15 protein-coding genes are annotated in these 18,663 nt (G+C 56.0%); 11 read left to right on the top strand and 4 right to left on the bottom strand.

Annotation, left to right across the window (positions count from 1 at the left end; all coding sequences use genetic code 11):
* The first annotated feature begins 1,216 nt into the window (after positions 1-1,216).
* The 8 genes from metA (at position 1,217) to BQ5383_RS10320 (ending at position 9,341) form a co-directional block, all read left to right on the top strand.
* Positions 1,217-2,146, top strand: coding sequence for a homoserine O-acetyltransferase MetA (gene metA / locus BQ5383_RS10355; RefSeq protein WP_071431760.1), 930 nt, complete (start codon positions 1,217-1,219; stop codon positions 2,144-2,146).
* 245 nt (positions 2,147-2,391) lie between these two features.
* Positions 2,392-3,831 (top strand): NAD(P)/FAD-dependent oxidoreductase, encoded by a 1,440-nt coding sequence (locus BQ5383_RS10350; protein WP_071431758.1) that lies wholly within the window; start codon positions 2,392-2,394, stop codon positions 3,829-3,831.
* On the top strand, positions 3,831-5,087 hold the full coding sequence (locus BQ5383_RS10345; protein WP_071431756.1) for an NAD(P)/FAD-dependent oxidoreductase: 1,257 nt from the start codon (positions 3,831-3,833) through the stop codon (positions 5,085-5,087). The genes BQ5383_RS10350 and BQ5383_RS10345 overlap by 1 nt, the downstream gene beginning before the upstream one ends.
* Positions 5,088-5,103: 16 nt before the next feature.
* Entirely contained in the window at positions 5,104-5,448 is a 345-nt protein-coding gene (locus BQ5383_RS10340; RefSeq protein ID WP_071431754.1) for a DUF1667 domain-containing protein, read from the top strand.
* A 280-nt stretch (positions 5,449-5,728) separates the two neighbouring features.
* Positions 5,729-7,108 (top strand): pyruvate carboxylase subunit B, encoded by a 1,380-nt coding sequence (locus BQ5383_RS10335; RefSeq protein ID WP_071431752.1) that lies wholly within the window; start codon positions 5,729-5,731, stop codon positions 7,106-7,108.
* A gap of 15 nt (positions 7,109-7,123) precedes the next feature.
* Positions 7,124-7,597: an OadG family transporter subunit gene (locus tag BQ5383_RS21345; protein WP_071431751.1), complete on the top strand. Its 474-nt coding sequence runs from the start codon at positions 7,124-7,126 to the stop codon at positions 7,595-7,597.
* A gap of 25 nt (positions 7,598-7,622) precedes the next feature.
* Positions 7,623-8,057, top strand: coding sequence for a biotin/lipoyl-containing protein (locus BQ5383_RS10325; protein WP_071431749.1), 435 nt, complete (start codon positions 7,623-7,625; stop codon positions 8,055-8,057).
* A gap of 15 nt (positions 8,058-8,072) precedes the next feature.
* Positions 8,073-9,341, top strand: a complete 1,269-nt coding sequence (locus BQ5383_RS10320) for a sodium ion-translocating decarboxylase subunit beta (RefSeq protein ID WP_071431747.1) — start codon at positions 8,073-8,075, stop codon at positions 9,339-9,341.
* A 1,199-nt stretch (positions 9,342-10,540) separates the two neighbouring features.
* Here the strand turns inward: BQ5383_RS10320 and BQ5383_RS10310 are convergent.
* The 3 genes from BQ5383_RS10310 to BQ5383_RS10300 form a co-directional block, all read right to left on the bottom strand.
* Complete coding sequence (locus BQ5383_RS10310; protein ID WP_071431743.1) at positions 10,541-10,963, bottom strand: DUF3842 family protein; 423 nt, start codon at positions 10,961-10,963, stop codon at positions 10,541-10,543.
* A gap of 37 nt (positions 10,964-11,000) precedes the next feature.
* On the bottom strand, positions 11,001-12,008 hold the full coding sequence (locus BQ5383_RS10305; protein WP_172724614.1) for a biotin--[acetyl-CoA-carboxylase] ligase: 1,008 nt from the start codon (positions 12,006-12,008) through the stop codon (positions 11,001-11,003).
* Positions 12,009-12,163: 155 nt separating this feature from the next.
* Positions 12,164-13,078: a LysR family transcriptional regulator gene (locus tag BQ5383_RS10300; protein WP_071435014.1), complete on the bottom strand. Its 915-nt coding sequence runs from the start codon at positions 13,076-13,078 to the stop codon at positions 12,164-12,166.
* Positions 13,079-13,387: 309 nt separating this feature from the next.
* Here BQ5383_RS10300 and BQ5383_RS10295 point away from each other — a divergent pair, with 309 nt between their 5' ends.
* Together BQ5383_RS10295 and BQ5383_RS10290 are read left to right on the top strand one after the other, a co-directional pair.
* A complete protein-coding gene (locus BQ5383_RS10295; RefSeq protein ID WP_071431741.1) occupies positions 13,388-13,972 on the top strand; it encodes a chromate transporter in 585 nt (194 codons plus the stop codon).
* A complete protein-coding gene (locus tag BQ5383_RS10290; RefSeq protein ID WP_071431739.1) occupies positions 13,969-14,529 on the top strand; it encodes a chromate transporter in 561 nt (186 codons plus the stop codon). Before BQ5383_RS10295 ends, BQ5383_RS10290 begins: the two co-directional genes overlap by 4 nt.
* A 524-nt stretch (positions 14,530-15,053) precedes the next feature.
* Here BQ5383_RS10290 and BQ5383_RS10280 read toward each other — a convergent pair.
* Positions 15,054-16,415, bottom strand: coding sequence for a D-alanyl-D-alanine carboxypeptidase family protein (locus BQ5383_RS10280; protein ID WP_071431735.1), 1,362 nt, complete (start codon positions 16,413-16,415; stop codon positions 15,054-15,056).
* Between the two features lie 188 nt (positions 16,416-16,603).
* On the opposite strand from BQ5383_RS10280, the gene BQ5383_RS10275 reads away from it, so the two are divergent.
* Positions 16,604-17,893 carry an O-acetylhomoserine aminocarboxypropyltransferase/cysteine synthase family protein gene (locus BQ5383_RS10275; RefSeq protein ID WP_071431733.1) on the top strand — a complete coding sequence of 430 codons (1,290 nt, stop codon included), beginning with the start codon at positions 16,604-16,606 and terminating at the stop codon, positions 17,891-17,893.
* The last annotated feature ends 770 nt before the right edge of the window (positions 17,894-18,663 follow it).

Here is an 18,663-nt window from a genome sequence, read left to right as displayed (position 1 = left end):
CTGGTACGCTCGGAAAATCGCTTCAAGTCGCCCCTCCGCTCCGACGCGGGGACAAAGTTCATTTCGTTCCGGTCCTCTAAGCGAGGACCATCCACTCCATTTCCTTGCCCCCGCTTCTCCGAAAAAAGTCCCGCTTGCTTCGCCTGCTCGGTTGGTAAACGCCCTCACAACGGCTCCACTGCGCTAGCAACTTTTTTCGGTATGCTAAGGTAGTTTTAGTTACCGCCTGACACACGGGGGCGGCATTCCCTCGCTCCTACCCACGGCAGGAAGTACAGATACCGCCGCCTTGCTAATACCGGAATTCCGCTGCCGCCCTCGCAGACGCAAAGTCCGCTATGCTCCGGTCCCCTGTGCGGGGACCATCCGCCCACTCCCTTGCGTCTGCTCCTCCGGAAAAAGTCACGCTTGCTCCGGCTGCTCGGTTGTAAACGCCCTCCCGACGCCTCCGCTGCGCTAGCAACTTTTTCCGGGCGACGGTAATTTTTATTCGATGCGGAACCGGTATTCCGTTGCGCGGATAAGGTAGAATTAAAATCCGCCACGGGCGGATAGGGCTTGAGACAAAAGTGAGCGGACAGGACTTCTCCTCTGCAAAACTCCAGTTTCGTTCTTTTATGGGCGGCGGATAAACCGCCGCCATCGGGTCTCCCCCAGCTTTTCAGAAAACTACAGGGTTTGTAAGCTGAAATAAGATGATAAGTCCCTTTTCCTGCAAACCATTGTTTTCGCCCTCTTTGGGGGCGGCGCAGCTTAGCTGCGCCGCCTTTAAGCCGCACATTTGCGGTACTACCAAAATTTCCTCTTGAATTTTAATAGCCTCCGCCCGAAAAAAGTTGCTAGCGACCAGACGGCGTCAATAAGGCGCGCTTGCAAGCCTTTAGCCGGACGGGAGCGGGACTTTTTTCGGAAGAGGCGGGGCAAGGGAGCGGGCGAGGAATGCCCAATTCCTTAATTGGGCATTCCGAGAGTAGCGGACTTTGCCCCGCCGAGAGTCCCTTTGGCCGTATCCCCCGTTTCCCCTCTCATCCCCCATTCCTCTCCCTATACATTATTATATATATGCCTTGGGGGGATCGTTCTGAGGCATATCCGCTCTTTTCCTTTTATGATACCCCATTTCTTTTTTGGGCACAATCCCCGCCGTTGCATTCCGGGACATTTTCCTTTATACTGGGGGACAGAAGATTTTACAGGAAAGGCCAGGTTCCATTTTATGCCCATCAAGATTCCCAACGAGCTGCCCGCCTTCTCGGTGCTGGAGCAGGAAAATATTTTTGTCATGCGGGAGGACCGGGCGGATCATCAGGACATTCGTCCGCTGAAAATCGTCATCCTCAACCTGATGCCCAAGAAGATCGAGACAGAAACCCAGCTCTTGCGGCTGTTGGGGAACTCCCCTATTCAGGTGGATGTGGAGCTGCTGCAGGTCAGCAGTCATCGCTCCAAAAACACCAGCGCGGAGCATCTGATCAAATTTTATAAGACCCTGCCGGAGATCGAGGACCAGCGTTTTGACGGCATGATCATCACCGGTGCGCCGGTGGAGACATTGCCTTTTGAAGAAGTGGATTACTGGCCGGAGCTGTGCCGCATCATGGAATGGAGCCGCAGCCATGTTTATTCCACTCTCCATATCTGCTGGGGAGCTCAGGCGGGGCTGTACTACCACTATGGTATTCCCAAGCATCCGCTGCCGGCGAAAATGTTCGGCATTTTCGCCCATCATCCCCTGGTGGACAATTACCCTCTGCTCCGAGGCTTTGATGAGGAATTTTGGGCGCCTCACAGCCGCCATACCACTGTCCTGCGGGAGGACATTGCCGCCTGTCCCCAAGTGCAGATTCTGGCGATGTCTCCCGACGCGGGAGTATATCTGGCAGAGGCCCAGGGAGGACGGCAGATTTTTGTTACCGGACACTCGGAATATGACCGCTACACCCTGGCGGACGAATACTGGCGGGACCGGAACAAAGGGCTGCCCATCTCTGTTCCGGCCCACTACTATCCTGATGACGACCCCACCCGCGAGCCAATGATCCGGTGGCGGGGGCACGCCAACCTGCTGTTCTCCAACTGGCTGAACTATTACGTTTATCAGGAAACTCCTTATGATCTGGAGAAGCTCAGCCGCCAGGAGGAATAATGCACAAAGGCTTTTCCCGCTTTTGTCGTTTTTGACCCTTGTTCCAAAACAGGGGATGTGTTATACTATTTGTGTCTGAAGGATCGGCGTTTATCCTTGTGAGAATTTGAGTCAAGGTAGACAAAGCCCCCCGGGTTTTGTTTGCTTTGGCTCTTTTTGTTTTTCCTGTGGTTTCCGCTGCAAGAGGTACCGATGGAATGATGGGAAAAGCGCCGCCAAACAAAACAGGAGGGAGACAAACACCTATGTATGATGTAGCAATTATCGGCTGCGGTATCATCGGCGCGTCCACTGCCTACGAACTTTCCCGGTATAAGCTGAAGGTGGCTGTGCTGGAGGCTCAGAACGACGTGGCCAACGGCACCACCAAAGCCAACAGCGCCATCCTCCACGCCGGATACGACCCGGAGCCCGGCACCCTGATGGCCAAGCTGAACGTGGAAGGCGTTCGTCTGGCCAAGGAGCTGTGCGAAAAGCTGGATGTGGAGCGCAAGCAGATCGGCTCTTTCGTGCTGGCCTTCTCTGAAAAGGAAATGGAAACTGTACACAAGCTGTATGACCGGGGCGTTCAGAACGGCGTGCCGGACATGAAGGTGCTGACCAAAGAGGAAGTGCTGGCCATGGAGCCCAACATCAGCACCGAGGTTCACGGCGCTTTGTACGCTCCCTCCGCCGCCATCGTCAACCCCTGGGAGTTCTGCATCGCGCTGGCGGAGACCGCTGTCCGCAACGGCGTGGAGATGCACCTCAATTCCAAGGTGACCGCCATTGAGAAGAAGGATGATGTATTCCACATCACCACCGCTTCCGGGGAGTTTGAGGCCCGGTATGTGGTCAATGCCGCCGGCGTTTACGCCGATAAGGTCCACGAAATGGTGGGCGGCTCCGGTTTCCATACCATTTACAACCGGGGCGAATATTACATGATGGACAAATCCCAGGGCAATCTGGTGAACAAGGTGGTGTTCCAGTGTCCCTCCGAAGTGGGCAAGGGCGTGCTGGTCTCCCCCACCGTTCATGGCAATCTGATCGTCGGCCCCAACGCTGTCAACTGCGCCCACGGAGATGATGTGGACAATACCGCCGAGGGTCTGGACTTTGTCCGCCGCCTGTCGGTGAAATCCGTCCCCTCCATCAACTTCCGGGACAGCATCCGCAACTTCGCCGGTGTCCGTGCCAACACCGACCGTTCCGACTTTATTATTGAGCAGTCCCCTGCCTGCAAGAACTTCATCAACCTGGGCGGCATCAAGTCTCCTGGTCTGTCCTCCGCTCCCGCTATCGGCAAAATGGCTGTGGAGCTGCTGAAGGGCTGCGGTCTTGAAACCGAGGCCAAGGAGCAGTTCATCGACACCCGCAAGCGGATCAAGTTCCGTGAGCTGGATGCCGAGGGCAAAAAGAAAGTCATCGCTGAGAATCCTCTCTATGGCCGGGTCATCTGCCGCTGCGAGACCATCACCGAGGGAGAGATCGTGGAAGCCATCCATCGTCCCATCGTTCCCCGTTCCATCGACGCCATCAAGCGCCGCTGCAATGCCGGCATGGGCCGCTGCCAGGGCGGTTTCTGCGGCCCCCGCGTCCACGAGATCCTGGCCCGGGAACTGGGCGTGTCCCTGATGGACATCCAGATGGATGAGGAAGGCTCCTACATCCTGACCAATCCCACCAAACAGGAGGTAAAGTGATGAATACCAATTATGATGTCATTGTCATCGGCGGAGGTCCCGCCGGTCTGGCCGCCGCCTGTGAAGCCTACGACAAGGGCGCCAAAAAGGTGCTGGTCATTGAACGGGATAAGGAGCTGGGCGGCATCCTCAACCAGTGCATTCACAACGGCTTCGGCCTTCATTACTTCAAAGAGGAGCTGACCGGTCCGGAATACGCCGGACGCTTTGTGGAGCTGGTCAAACAAACCGCCATTGAAGTGAAGCTGGACACCATGGTGGTGGAGATCACCCAGGACCACATCGTCCGCTGCATCAGCGCCAAGGAGGGCTACCAGGAGCTGACCGCCGGCGCTGTGGTGCTGTGCATGGGCTGCCGTGAGCGTACCCGCGGCGCCATCGCCATCCCCGGTGACCGCCCCGCAGGCGTCTTTACCGCAGGCGCGGCCCAGCGGTATGTGAATATGGAAGGCTATATGGTGGGCAAGCGGGTTGTTATTCTGGGTTCCGGCGACATCGGCCTGATCATGGCCCGCCGCATGACCCTGGAAGGCGCCAAGGTGCTGGCCTGCGTGGAGCTGTGCCCCTATTCCAACGGCCTGACCCGGAATATCGTCCAGTGCCTCAATGACTATGATATTCCCCTGTATCTGTCCCACACCATCACCAACATCATCGGCAAGGAGCGGGTGGAAAAGGTCATCATCAACAAGGTGGATGAAAACCGCCGTCCCATCCCCGGCACCGAGATCGAGTTTGACTGCGATACCGTTCTTCTTTCCGTGGGCCTGATTCCTGAAAACGAGCTGACCCGCAACGCCCAGATCGTTATGGACCGCCGCACCAACGGCGCTGTGGTCTATGAGAACATGGAGACTTCCGCCCCCGGCATCTTCGCTTCCGGCAACGTGGTACACGTCCATGATCTGGTGGACTTCGTCACCGCTGAGAGCAAGCGGGCCGGTGCCGCCGCCGCCAAGTATGCCCTGGGCCACAAGGCCGGGGGACCTGTTACCGAGGTCAAGACCGGCAGCTGCGTCAACTACACCGTTCCCCAGCACATCCGCCGGGAGAACGTGGAAAAGGGCGTGGATGTTTTCTTCCGGGTCAACAATGTCTACCAGGACATGGTCATCAAAGTGACCAGCGGAGACACCCAGCTGTGCGCCTTCAAGCGGGAGCATATGGCCCCCGGCGAGATGGAGAAGATCACCATCCCCAAGGTGCTGCTGGATAAGGCCTCAGACGAGATCACCGTTTCGGTGGAGCATCAGTAAGGAAGGAGTGCGGAACATGACAAACGTCATTTGCATCGTCTGCCCCAAGGGCTGCCATCTGTCGGTGGACGAGGAGAACGGCTACGCTGTCACCGGCTTCGGCTGCGAGCGGGGCCGGGAATATGGTAAGAAAGAGCTGGTCAACCCCACCCGGGTCATCACCTCTACCGTAAAGGTCAAGGGGGGCATCCATCCCCGCTGCCCCGTCAAAACCAGCAGCGACATCCCCAAGGGGCTGATCAAGGACGCCATGAAGCTGCTCAACTCGGTGGAGCTGGAAGCGCCCGTTCATGTGGGAGATGTGGTGGTCAAGGATATCTGCGGTACCGGCGTGGATTTCATTGCCTCCAGAAATATGTGATTTTTCGTCATTTTGACCGTTTTTTCGCCGCCGGAGAGCTGTTTGGCTTGCCGGCGGCCTTTGCCTTTGAGGAAGAGAAAGCTTTCCTTTTGGAAAAGAGCTTCTGATTTTGTCAGAATACAAAAAAAATTTCCCATAAGTCTGTGCTGTCACAAAAAAAGTGCACGAAGATTTGGTTTCTGCCCCTATGGGGCGGGGAAAAGCCTTGCATCAGGGGGCAATTTCCGATATTATAAAGTGGGTAGATTTTTCGAATCAATTGCATGGAGGTAAACGCACTATGAAGGTTCAATTCACCGAAACTGTGTTGCGGGATGCAAACCAGTCCCTGATCGCGACTCGTTTGCCCTTCAACAAGTTCCAGCCGATCCTGGAAAAGCTGGATCAGGCTGGGTACTACTCCCTGGAGTGCTGGGGCGGAGCCACTTTTGACTCCTGCCTGCGGTATCTGGATGAGGACCCCTGGGAGCGTCTGCGGAAGATCAAGGCCGCATGCCCCAACACCAAGCTCCAGATGCTCCTCCGCGGCCAGAATCTTCTGGGATACAAGCACTATCCCGATGATGTGGTCCGTATGTTTGTCAAGAAGTCCATCGAGAACGGCATGGATATTATCCGTATCTTCGACGCCCTCAATGACATCCGTAACATCGAGGTCGCCGTGGACGAAACCCTGAAGAACGGGGCTCACGCTTCCGGCTGTATCTGCTACACCACCAGCCCCATTCACAACCTGGAAAGCTATGTCAAGCTGGCCAAGGATATGGAAGGCATGGGCGTCGGCTCTATCTGCATCAAGGATATGGCCGGCATCATGGGTCCTCAGGAGGCTTATGACCTGGTCAAAGCCCTCAAGGAGACCGTCAAGCTCCCCATCGTTGTACACACCCACTGCACCACCGGTCTGGGCCCCGTGACCCTGCAGAAGGCCGTGGAGGCAGGCGCTGACGTGGTGGACACCGCCATTTCTTCCTTCTCCGGCGGCACTTCTCAGCCCGCCACCGAGACCATGGCTTACATCTTCCGTCAGGAAGGCTATGAAGTGGGTCTCAATGACAAGGTCCTCAAAGAGATCAACGATTTCTTCAAACCCATCAAGGCGGGCTATCTGGAAGACAAGACCCTCAATCCCCGTGTTATGGGCACTGAGACCGACGCTCTGGTGTATCAGGTTCCCGGCGGTATGCTCTCCAACCTGGTGGCTCAGCTGACCGCTCAGAAGTCCCTGGACCGTCTGGACGAGGTTCTCAATGAGGTTCCCGCTGTCCGCAAGGATCTGGGCTATCCTCCTCTGGTCACTCCCATGAGCCAGATGGTGGGCGTACAGGCTACCGCCAATGTTCTGGCCGGCGAGCGTTACAAGAACGTTTCCAAGGAGATCAAAGCCTATGTCCGCGGTGAATACGGCAAGGCTCCCGGCGAGATCGATCCCGCCCTGGTCAAGAAGATCCTGGGAGACGAGAAGCCCATCACCTGCCGTTTTGCCGACACCCTCAAGCCCGGCTTTGAGGAGGGCAAGAAGGAGATCGGCTCCCTGGCCAAGTCCGACGAGGACGTTCTGTCCTACATCGCCTTCCCCGCTCAGGCGGAAGCTTTCTTCCAGAAGCGGGCCGAAAAAGAGAAGAACACCTTCTCCTATACCATCAAGGAAATCAAGTAAGGAGGTTTTGCCTTTATGCTGGATGGTTCTGTACCAATGGGATTGGGCAACTCCCTGCTGCTGTCCCTCATCGGGATGCTGGTGGTGTTCATGGAGCTGATCATTCTGGCTTTCATCATCACCCTTATCTCCAAGGCTGTTCGCGCCGCTACTGAGCGGGGTGAGCAGGCTCCGGCTCCTGCCGCCGCTGCTCCGGCTCCCGTGGCTGCCGCTCCTGCAGTGGCTGCTCCTGTGGCTGCCCCCCCTGTGGCCGCTCCCGGCCTGACCCTCACCGATGTGGATGCCCCTTCCGCCGCCGCCGTTATGGCCATTGTCAGCGACAAGACCGGCATTCCCCTCAATCACCTGGCTTTCCACTCCATCAAGGGCGTCATCGAAATGGATGGCGTGGAGGAGCGGGACGCCGCTGTGATCATGGCCCTTGTAGCCAACAAACTGGGCAAGCCTGTCAACAAGCTGATTTTCAAGTCCATCAAGAAAGTAGACTGAATTGTGTTTTAGGAGGATACCTGTTATGAAATACATTGTTACTCTCAACGGCAAGAACTACGAAGTCGATGTGGAGGAGTCCAGCGCCGAGATCCTCAATGTTACCACCGCTGTGGCCGCTCCTGTGGCCGCTCCTGTGGCCGCTCCTGCTCCCGTAGCTGCTCCCGCTCCGGCCCCTGCTGCTGCTCCCGCTCCCGCGGCTGCCCCTGCTCCTGCCGCCGCTCCCGCTCCTGTGGCTCCCGGCGCCGGCACCCAGGTGAAGTGCCCCATGCCCGGCACCATTCTGAAGGTCAACGCCACTGTCGGCCAGGCTGTCAAGGCCGGTGACGTCCTCATCGTTCTGGAAGCCATGAAGATGGAAAACGATATCGTGGCTCCCTGCGACGGCACCGTTTCTCAGGTACTTACTGCGAAAGGAAGCACTGTCAACACCGACGACGTCCTGGTTGTTCTGGGCTAAGGATGGTGACGCAGGATGAATTTTATTGAGATTATTGTGCAAACCTTTGCACAGTCCGGTTTTGCGGCCATGACCTGGCAGCAGGGCGCGATGCTTCTCATCTCCTTCGTGCTGCTGTACATGGCCATTGTCAAGAAGTTCGAGCCCCTTCTGCTGGTGCCCATCGCCTTCGGTATGATGCTGGCCAACCTTCCGGAAGCCGGCCTGATGTATGACGCCACCGCTGAGGCCTCCAATGCTTTGGCCGCTGCCCAGGCTGCTCTGGCCAACGGCACCGGCTCGGTGGAAGCGGTCAACGCCGCTGCCGCTCAGGTGGCCTCCACTCACTGGTATAACTCCGGTGTGCTGCGGATCATCTATTCCGGCGTCAAAAGCTCCATTTTCCCCTGTCTGATCTTCATGGGCGTAGGCGCTATGACCGACTTTGGTCCTCTTCTGGCCAACCCTGCCAGCCTGCTGCTGGGCGCTGCCGCTCAGCTGGGCATCTATGTGGCCTTCACCGTGGCCAACCTGCTGGGTACCTATGTGGTCATTGACGGAGTGCCGCTCTTCACCGCCGCTCAGGCTGCCGCTATTGGCATCATCGGTGGCGCCGATGGTCCCACCGCTATTTTCCTGACCAACAATCTTGCTCCTGAGCTGCTGGCTCCCATCGCTGTGGCGGCCTATTCCTACATGGCGCTGATCCCCCTCATTCAGCCCCCCATCATGCGGGCGCTGACCACCAAGGAAGAGCGGGAAATCAAGATGAGCCAGCTGCGCAAGGTCTCCAAGACCGAGAAGATCGTATTCCCCATCGTTGTTACCGTCTTCTGCGTGCTGCTGCTGCCCTCTGTTGCTCCCCTCATCGGTATGCTGATGCTGGGCAACCTCTTCCGTGAGTGCGGCTGCACCGAACGTCTCAGCGATACCGCTCAGAATGCTCTGTGCAACATCGTTACCATCATGCTGGGCACCACTGTTGGCGCTACCGCTGACGGTTTGGTCTTCTTGCGGCCCCAGACCCTGGCCATTGTGTTCCTGGGCCTGTTCGCCTTCTGCTTCTCTACCGCGGGCGGCGTGCTGCTGGGTAAAGTGATGTGCGCTCTTACCCATGGTAAGGTTAATCCTCTCATCGGTTCCGCCGGTGTGTCCGCTGTTCCCATGGCCGCCCGTGTTTCCCAGGTGGAAGGCGCCAAGGCTAATCCTACCAACTTCCTGCTGATGCACGCCATGGGTCCCAACGTGGCCGGCGTGATCGGTTCCGCAGTTGCCGCCGGTTTCCTGCTGATGATGTTCAAATAAGGAAATTGTTGCCGTTGTGCAGCTGAGGAATCAGCAATTGCAAAGAAAAGACCTCCTGGTTTGTCCTTTTGGATGGGCCGGGAGGTCTTTATTTATAGATTTCGCTGCTTTCTGCGGGATGGAAATCGATTTTCTTACTTGAATAAGAGCTGGGCGAAAGTTTGTGCCAGGAGTTACGCCCAAAGGGACTTGTCCCTTTGGAAACCCATAGTTGAGGCGACAGCGATCAAGTTAGTCCGAAAAAGTGCCTGCCACTGTTTTGGCTGATACCTTTTAGTGTTAAGGGGAACGGATGGAGGGATGGTCCTTGTTCCTATCCCGGTATAGGAAAAACCGCCCGCTCGCCGGTTGCCCGGGTAAAGCCGGACAATCCACTCGCTGCCTGAGGCTAAGATTGTTTTTCTGTCCTGGATGGACGCTGGGTGGAAACTGGTGGCAAGGGGATACGCCCAAAGGGACTCGTCCCTTTGGAAACCCATAGTTGAGGCAATAGCGATCAAGTTAGTCCGAAAAAGTGCCTGCCGCTGTTTTAGCTGGTACCTTTTAGTGTTAAGGGGAACGGGTGGAGGGATGGTCCTTGTTCCTATCCCGGTATAGGAAAAACCGCCCGCTCGCCGGTTGTCCGTATAAAGCCGGACAATCCACTCGCTGCCTGAGGCTAAGATTGTTTTTCTGTCCTCGATGGACGCTGGGTGGAAACTGATGGCAAGGGGATACGCCCAAAGGGACTCGTCCCTTTGGAAACCCATAGTTGGGGCAATAGCGATCAAGTTAGTCCGAAAAAGTGCCTGCCACTGTTTTGGCTGGTACCTTTTAGTGTTAAGGGGAACGGGTGGAGGGATGCTCCTTGTTCCTATCCCAGTATAGGAAAAACCGCCCGCTCGCCGGTTGCCCGGGTAAAGCCGGACAATCCACTCGCTGCCTTGATCGGATTTGGCCGCCAAGGCGGCCAAAGGGGGGCGGCGGATAAACCGCCGCCCCCCCTGTCTGCCCAAAAACGGATCTTCTCAATTGCACCTTCATCATGATCTATCATGCTCGCAATGTCTGGAAGCCCTGAATATGGGTCTGCATCGGAAAACATAAAGTCGCCTTTTCACTTTCAAAAAATTGGCTCCTTTGTCATCAGCAAAAGGATCTGCCTTCGTTTCTCAAAACTGCGGCTCGTCTCTCCATCGTTTTTCAGAAAAAGGGGAAACTCACTCCTCCTCCAGCAGTCTGCGGATCAGCGCTGCCGCGTCCTCCAGATACTGTGCCAGGGGCTTTTCCGCGACACCGGCCACATAGGTGGCGCAGCGGCTCACAGGAATCAGCACACGTTTGGCAGGACTTTCTCCCACAGCGGCGGCCATGGCGGGGCTGAACTCCCCCATCATAGAGTTGGCCAGAACGATTCCTACCGGTCCCGCCAGGATATCCGCCCGCCCGGCGTTGACGATCACCGCGTTTTCTCCGGTGGCGGCGGCGTCAGCTCCCGCTTTCAGCATGGCCGAGGTTGCCAGGGCATTGGTACCTACCGCCCGGATTTCCACTTCGGACAGAGGCTGCTGACGCAGTTTTTCAATGAGGGCTCTTCCAAAGCCGCCCCCCTGGCCATCGATCACAACCAGCACTTTTTTCATCTGTCTCTCCTTCTGTCTCTCAGGGAAGCTTCCCTTTTCATTGAGGCAAATAGCCCAAAACGCCCCGAACACTCACTTCCCCGAAGGTGACAGTCTCCCGGCTGCCATCAGAGAAATCCACAACCAGACCGCCCCAACGGTCCAGATCCACCGCTTGTCCCCGGCGTTCCTCCCTGGGGGAGATGACCAGGACCTCCCGGCCCAGAGTACAGGAGCGCTCCTTCAGCTGCTCCAGGGCCGCATCAGGAGTGGTCTGAAGCCATTTCTCCTCAAAAAAGATCCGGTCCAGCACCTGGATCAGGGTAGCTGCCAGTTTGGCACGGCAGAGGTCCTGCGCGCCTGCCTGCCGCAGGGAAATGGCTTTATCCCGCAGCTCCTGGGGGAACTCCTCCTGGCCCACATTGATCCCGATGCCGATTACCGCATGAGTGACCCGATTGTTCTCCCCGTCGGAAACCAGCTTGGTGAGGATACCGCAGACTTTCTTTCCCTCCAGGATCACATCATTGGGCCACTTGATGGAAGGCCGCAGACCGGTACACTCCTCAATGGTCAGGCAAACCGCCAAACCTGCGTAAGAGGTGAGAAGATTGAGGGCGTCGGTTGTACAATGGGGTTCCACCACCATGGACAGATATACACCCACACCGGCGGGGGAAAGGAACGGACGTCCCATGCGGCCGGAGCCCTTGGTTTGATGATCTGCCACCACCACCAGTCCATCCTCGCCCCCCTCCAGGATCAGCTTCTGGGCGGCGGTGTTGGTGGAATCCACCTCCTGCATACAGATCACGGATGCCTTGCGGGAGGAGGGCAGATACCCGCCGATCAGCTCCCGGGTCAGCAGATCCGGCATCTGCGTCAGCTGATATCCCCGGTTGGTAGCCGAGGTAATAACAAAACCCTCCCTGCGCAGCTGTTCGATCTCCTTCCACACCGCCGCCCGGGTCACTCCCAGCTGTCCGCTCAGCAGCTGCCCCGAAACAGGCTTATCCCGGTTATCCAGCAATAGCTGCAGCAGTCTGGATTTCAGTGTATCGGACACAACGACACATCCTTTCAGCGAAATACTGTTTTCATCATAATGGACTTTCCTTCCCAAGTCAAGAAACCCTGTCTGAGGCGGCGGATGTTTTTGTCAGCGGAACAACTCCGAAAACATCCCCTGGTGAGGAAAATATAAAAACAGGGATTTTCCTTTCAGTAAAGCCCATGGTATGGGGCATCGGGATGCTCCTGCTCATAACTTTGGCACAGTTTTATGAACGCCTGGGCGGAGGGGGTGAGGAACTTATCCTTGTGGTAGACAATATGAAACTTTCGTCTCATCTCCATTCCTTCCACCTGGATAGGCACCACCAGACCTTCTTCCAGGGGAGCTGTCAGCATCCGTTCCGGCAATACTGCCACGCCCAGGCCGCTGATAACCGCATTGATCAAAGCGGTGGTGCTCATGGCTTCCCAAGTGGGCGTGACAGAAAAGCCTGCCGCCGCTGCCGCCCGGTCAAATTCCTCCCGAGTGCCGCTCCCCTGTTCCCGGAGCAGAAATCTTTCCTTACGGAACTGCTCCACCGGCACGATCTGGCCGGGATGATACCGACCGTCGGCGGGGGCGATAATCACCAGCCGATCATCCATATAATCCAGCGACACCAAGAGCGGAGAATGGACCGTACGCTCCAGCAGCGCCAGGTCCAGGGTGTTATCCATGATCTTCTGCTCCAGCCGCTCGGAGGGCTCCACCACCGCCTGAATCTCCTTGCCTGGATATTGGGCATAAAAAGCCCGGATATAGTTGGGCAGCAGCTGTGCCCCGATGGTGATGCTGGCGCCCACCCGCAGAAGCCCCAGTGCGTCCCAGTTCCGCAATCCTTTTTCCATATCGTCAAAGAGGGCGGCGATGTGGCTGCCGTAGGAGAGAAATTGCTGTCCCGCTTCGGTGATATTGAGCCTGCGTCCAATGCGGTCAAAAAGCCGCACACCATAATATTCCTCCAGCTCCCGTATGGCCAGGCTCACCGCCGGCTGGGTCATCAGCAGCGCCTTGGCCGCTTTGGTGGTATTGCAGTCATGCTGGCATACGGCCAGAAAAATTTTGATGTGTCGCAGGGTCATTTCAATCCCCTCCTGGCGTTCTGTGAAAACCGGCTTTTGACCGGCACAGGCTTTGATGGACAGGCCCAGTTCCCAAGGCTTTTGAGTATGAGCACATAAGAAACACCACTTTTCCCCACCTTGACATCCAGCAGCAGCCAATGAGCTTTTCTCTTTTAAAAAAGAGGGCCACCGGTTCTGCGTTTCTTATGAGGAAATAGGAGGCGTTCCGGCACAATTAATATAAAATTACTTATTGATTCTATATTATAATATTATTTTTCTTATTATTCTGCAAGAGGTATAATGGCTCTGTAAGGGGGAGATGGATTGAAACAGCAGAAGAACACCTACTGGACCCTATTCTGGTCCACCTTTCAGCTAAGCGCCTTCACCTTTGGGGGCGGCTTTGTGATCATTCCACTGATGCGGAAAAAATTTGTACATCATCTCAAATGGATCGAAGAAGAGGAGATGCTGGACCTGACCGCCATTGCCCAGTCCTGTCCCGGCGCCATTGCCGTCAATGCCTCTATCCTTGTGGGATACCGGGTAGCGGGTGTGCCCGGGGCTTTGATAACCATGCTGGGGACGGTGCTGCCTCCTCTCATCATTATTTCTATTATTTCCCTGTTTTACGCCGCCTTTCGGGATAATGCTGTGGTGAGCATGGTGATGAGCGGTATGCTGGCCGGGGTGGCCGCAGTCATCTGCGACGTGGTGCTGACCATGGGCGCAAATATTTTTAAGCAGAAAAAGCTTCTGCCCATTTTTGTGCTGGCAGGGGCCTTCTGCGCCGTGCGGCTGTGGAATGTCAATATTATCCTCATCATTCTGGTCTGCGGCGCTCTGGGGGCGGCAAACCTTGCCTGGAGCACCCGGAAGAAAAACCAGGAAGGGGGCGAAGTCCAGTGATCAATCTGCAGCTGTTCTGGAGCTTTTTTCAAATTGGTCTGTTCAGCATCGGCGGCGGCTATGCCGCTATGCCTCTGATTCAGCATCAGGTAGTGGAGCTGCACCCCTGGCTGACCATGACCCAGTTTGCCGATATTATGACCATTGCGGAAATGACCCCCGGCCCCATCGCCATCAACTCCGCCACCTTTGTGGGCATCCAGATTGCCGGACTGCCGGGAGCCATTATCGCTACCCTGGGCTGCGTTTTTCCCTCCTGTGTCATTGTGCTGGCACTGGCCTATGTCTACTATCACTACAAAGGGCTGGATGTCATTCAGGGGATACTGGCCGGTCTGCGCCCTGCTGTGGTAGCCATGATCGCCTCCGCCGGCCTCTCTCTGTTGGTGCTGGCCCTTTGGGGGGAGGAAGGACAGATCTCCCTTTCCCACCTGGACTGGGTCGCCGCGGGAATTTTCGCTGTGGCTTTGGTGGTGCTGCGCCGCTGGAAACCGGACCCCATTTTGGTCATGGCGGGAGCGGGCGCCGCGGGAGCGATTCTGTACCATTTTTTATGAGGCGTGACCTTTTGGGGGGCGGGAGTACGCCCAAAGGGACTCGTCCCTTTGGAAACCCATTGTTGGGGCAATAGCGATCTGGTTAGTCAAAGACAGTGCCTGCCACCGTTTTAATTTGTACTTTTTAGTGTTAATGGGAACGGGCTGAAAGGCTGGTTTGTATATCTGTCCCAGCATAGATAACACCGCCCGCTCGCTATTCGCCCGGGTAAAGCCGGACAAAGCCGCTCGCTGCCTGGGTAGAGAAATGGCCGCCCAAGGCGGCCAAAGGGGGCGGCGGATAAACCGCCGCCCCCTATCGGGAAACACTCCAGCGGTGATACCAACAAAAATTGGGATCATCAGCCCTATCTGTCAAAACAGAGAACCGTAATATTGTTACTGGTTTGAGAATGAATGAAAGAACTTTTCGGAGCGCATCTGATGCCTCTTGGGAGCATGTTAAACTTTCTAATAAGAAGGGGAGCTTTCCTTAAAAGGAAAGCTCCCCTCTGATTTTCATGATAAAGCGATTTGTTCTTCCATTACAGGTAATGATCTCTGTTGCGTTTCTCCCGGTAAGAGGAATACTTCCCTTTCCGCTTCTTCAGGTTGTTCAGACGGATCAGCAGCAGGGTATAGAGGCCCACCAGCAGCACCGTAAAAACGATGAGGAATTTCAGCCAATAAGAGTGGATGGCATTATCCAGCCAGCCAAAAAAGGTAAGGATTTGCGAGGCACTGACATTCTGGGTGGTAATCAGGGGCACCCTGCCGATCTCCTCTCCCGCCAGCACCATGGACAGCTCTCCCACCTGGGTTCCCTTGGTAATAGGGGCCTCCAGATAATCCGGCACATCGGGAATGTACTGGATGCTGGACAAATCCAGATCATTTGGCATCAGGGTGGTAAACTGACGGTCGGTTTCCAGCATCATAAAATCAGTCTGGAAGGAATATTTGACATCGATCTCCAGCAGCTGTTCCCCTTTTTCCACGGCGGTACGGACGCTGAAGTTATTGAAGGCCCACTGGAACAGCCGTTTTGCCTCATAGAAGCTGTAAATGGCAGGATCGGTGGCAGAACCGTCCGCCTCGGTTTCCGGCACGCCCAAAAGGATAAGCAGATAGGTGTAGCCGTTATACTTGGCGATGGTGGACAGGCAGCGGCCGCTTTCCGGAAGGGTTCCGGTTTTGATGCCGTACACAGGTGCGTAGTAATACTGGCTGGAAGGGCTGAGCATAGAGTTGGTGCTCAGCTCATTGAGGGTAGCGTCCCGGTTGAGCAGCTGTACCGGATGGGTATAGGTGCCCACGATCTCGGCAAATTCGGGAATGCTCATGGCATATTCCGAAATGATGGCCATATCCCGGGCGGTGGTGTAATTGTTTTCATCAAACAGGCCGTGAGGATTGGCAAAATGGGTCCCGGTACAGCCCAGTTCCGCCGCTTTGTCATTCATCATGTCCACAAAGTGGTCCACCGAACCGTCGCCCACATAATCCGCCAGCATCAGGGCGCATTCACCCGCTGATTGCAGCAGTGTGGCATAAAGAATATCCCGGATACTGGCTTCATCGTTGAGGTAAAAGCCGCCGGTGGAGGAGCCTGTACCATAAATCATATCCTGGAGGTACAGCTTCAGGTAGGCGGTTTCCCCATCCAGGTCCTCCACATTTTCCAACGTGACGATGGCGGTCATGATCTTGGTCAGAGAGGCTGGGTACATCCGCTGGTCCGGGTTCTTTTCATAGATCACCTGGCCGGTATCCAGGTTTTTCATATACACTGCCTCCGCCCGCACCTCAAAGTCCGGGGTATAGGTGGTCTGGCCATAGGCCGTCACCGGAGACAATGCCAGGGTGAGAATCATCACCACCGACAGCAGAAAACTCATTTTTTTCATGGACATTCCCCTCTGAATCGTATAAAATGAGATTAAAAATTCCGTATCCATTCCCGCGGGACCGGGGAAAGGCAGGTTTCGCTCTGCTTTAGTATAACAAAAAAAGGCCGTTTTGCCTACACGGCAATTGTAAACATTTTCCGGCCCCGGAGAATCCATACTGAAACAACCAAAAGGGGGATCATTTTATGGATTTGAACAAACTGGGTTTTGACACACTGGCCCTTCATGCCGGTTTTTCCGGAGACGCCTGTGAAGGCTCCACCGAGGTACCGATTCATCAGACCTCCGCTTACCGTTTCCGTTCCACCCAGCACGCCCAGGAGCTGTTCGAGCTGAAGGCGGGAGGCAACATCTATTCCCGTCTGGGCAATCCCACCGTCACCGTTCTGGAAGAGCGCATTGCCGCTCTGGAAGGAGGCGTGGGGGCGGTTGCCTTTTCTTCCGGCCATGCCGCCATCTTCAGCACCATTCTTTGCCTGGCTCAGGCCGGGGATGAGGTGGTCTCCTCTTTGAACATTTACGGCGGCGCCATCAATATGTTCGGCGTTACCCTGGGCAATCTGGGCATTAAAGTAAACTTTGTTACCGGCAATAATCCCGAGGACTGGGAGGCCCTGGTGACACCCAAGACCAAGGCCTTTTTCCTGGAAGTGGTGGGCAATCCCAACGCCAATGTAGCCGATCTGGAAGCTATCTCCCAGGTGGCCAAGCGCCACGGCATCCCCTTCATTGTGGATTCTACCTTCACCACCCCCGCCCTCATTCGTCCCAAGGAATACGGCGCGGATATCATCATCCATTCCGCCACCAAATTCCTGGGCGGCCATGGCAATTCCCTGGCGGGTCTGGCGGTGGACTGCGGTACTTTCCAGTTTGAGGGCAATCCCCGCTTCCCTCAGTATAACCAGCCTGACGTCAGCTATCACGGCATCGTCTTTGCCAAGGATTTCGGAAACGCCGGATTCTGCACCCGCCTGCGGGTTCTGTTCCTGCGGGATCTGGGAGGATGCCTGTCCCCCTTCAACGCTTTCCTCATCCTCACCGGCATCGAAACCCTCAGCCTGCGGATGGAACGCCACTGCGCCAATGCCCTGGCAGTAGCCAAATATCTGTCGGAAAATCCTGCCGTCTCCTTCGTTTCCTATCCCGCTCTTCCCTCCAGCCCCTACTATGACCTCACTCAGAAATATCTGGGCGGCCGGGGCGGCGCCGTCTTTACCTTCGGCCTGAAGGGAGGCCGGGAAGCCGGCGGCAAGTTCATTGATAGCCTGGAGCTGATTGCCAACGTGGCCAACGTGGGCGATTCCAAAACCCAGGTGATCCACCCTGCCACCACCACCCACAGCCAGCTCTCAGAGGAACAGCTGGTAGCCTCCGGCATCTCCGCCGAAACCGTGCGGATTTCTGTGGGCATCGAGAATGTGGAGGATATTATCGCAGATCTGGATCAGGCTATTGCCAAAGCTTCCAAATAACAGCCTGCATTCCCCCGATGGTACAAAGAGGATCGGGCAGAAGTGTATCTAAAGGTTTTTATTGTGCCAGTGGCCAAGGGGGATACGAAGGGATGCGCCCAAAGGGACTCTCGCGGGGACAAAGTCCATTCCGCTACGGTCCCCTGGGCGGGGACCATCCACTCCATTCCCTTGTCCCCGCTCCTCCGAAAAAAGTCCCGCTTGCTTCGGCTGCTCGGTTGCCTGTGCCCTTTAGGGTAACAAGCGCCCTCCTGACGCCTCCGCTGCGCTAGCAACTTTTTTCGGGCGAAGGCTATTAAAATTCAAGAGGAAATTTTGGATAGCGCCGCAGATATGCCGCCCCTAAAGAGGGTAAAATCCACGGTTAGCAGGAAAGGATTGTCATCCTATTACAGCCTACAAGCCTTGTGATTTTCTGGAGAGCTGGAGAAACCCGCTGGCGGCGGTTTATCCGCCGCCTATAAAAGAACAAAACCGGCGGTTTGCAGGAGAGCGGTCCTGTTTGTTTACTTTCGTCTCAAGCCCCATCCGCCCGTGGCGGATTTAGGTTCTACCTTATCCGCGCAACGGAATACCGGTTCCGCATCAAATAAAAACACCGTCGCCCGGAAAAAGTTGCTAGCGCAGCGGAGGCGTCGGGAGGACGTTTACAACCGAGCAGCCGGAGCAAGCGTGACTTTTTCCGGAGGAGCAGACGCAAGGGAGCGGGCGGATGGTCCCCGTACAGGGGACCGGAGCATAGCGGACTTTGCGTCTGCGAGGGCGGCAGC

Origin of the sequence: Angelakisella massiliensis, from assembly GCF_900104675.1 — a bacterium.
Lineage (GTDB): Bacteria > Bacillota > Clostridia > Oscillospirales > Ruminococcaceae > Angelakisella > Angelakisella massiliensis.
Note: the sequence above shows the minus strand (reverse complement) of the source record. Positions and strands in the feature narration are given on the sequence as shown.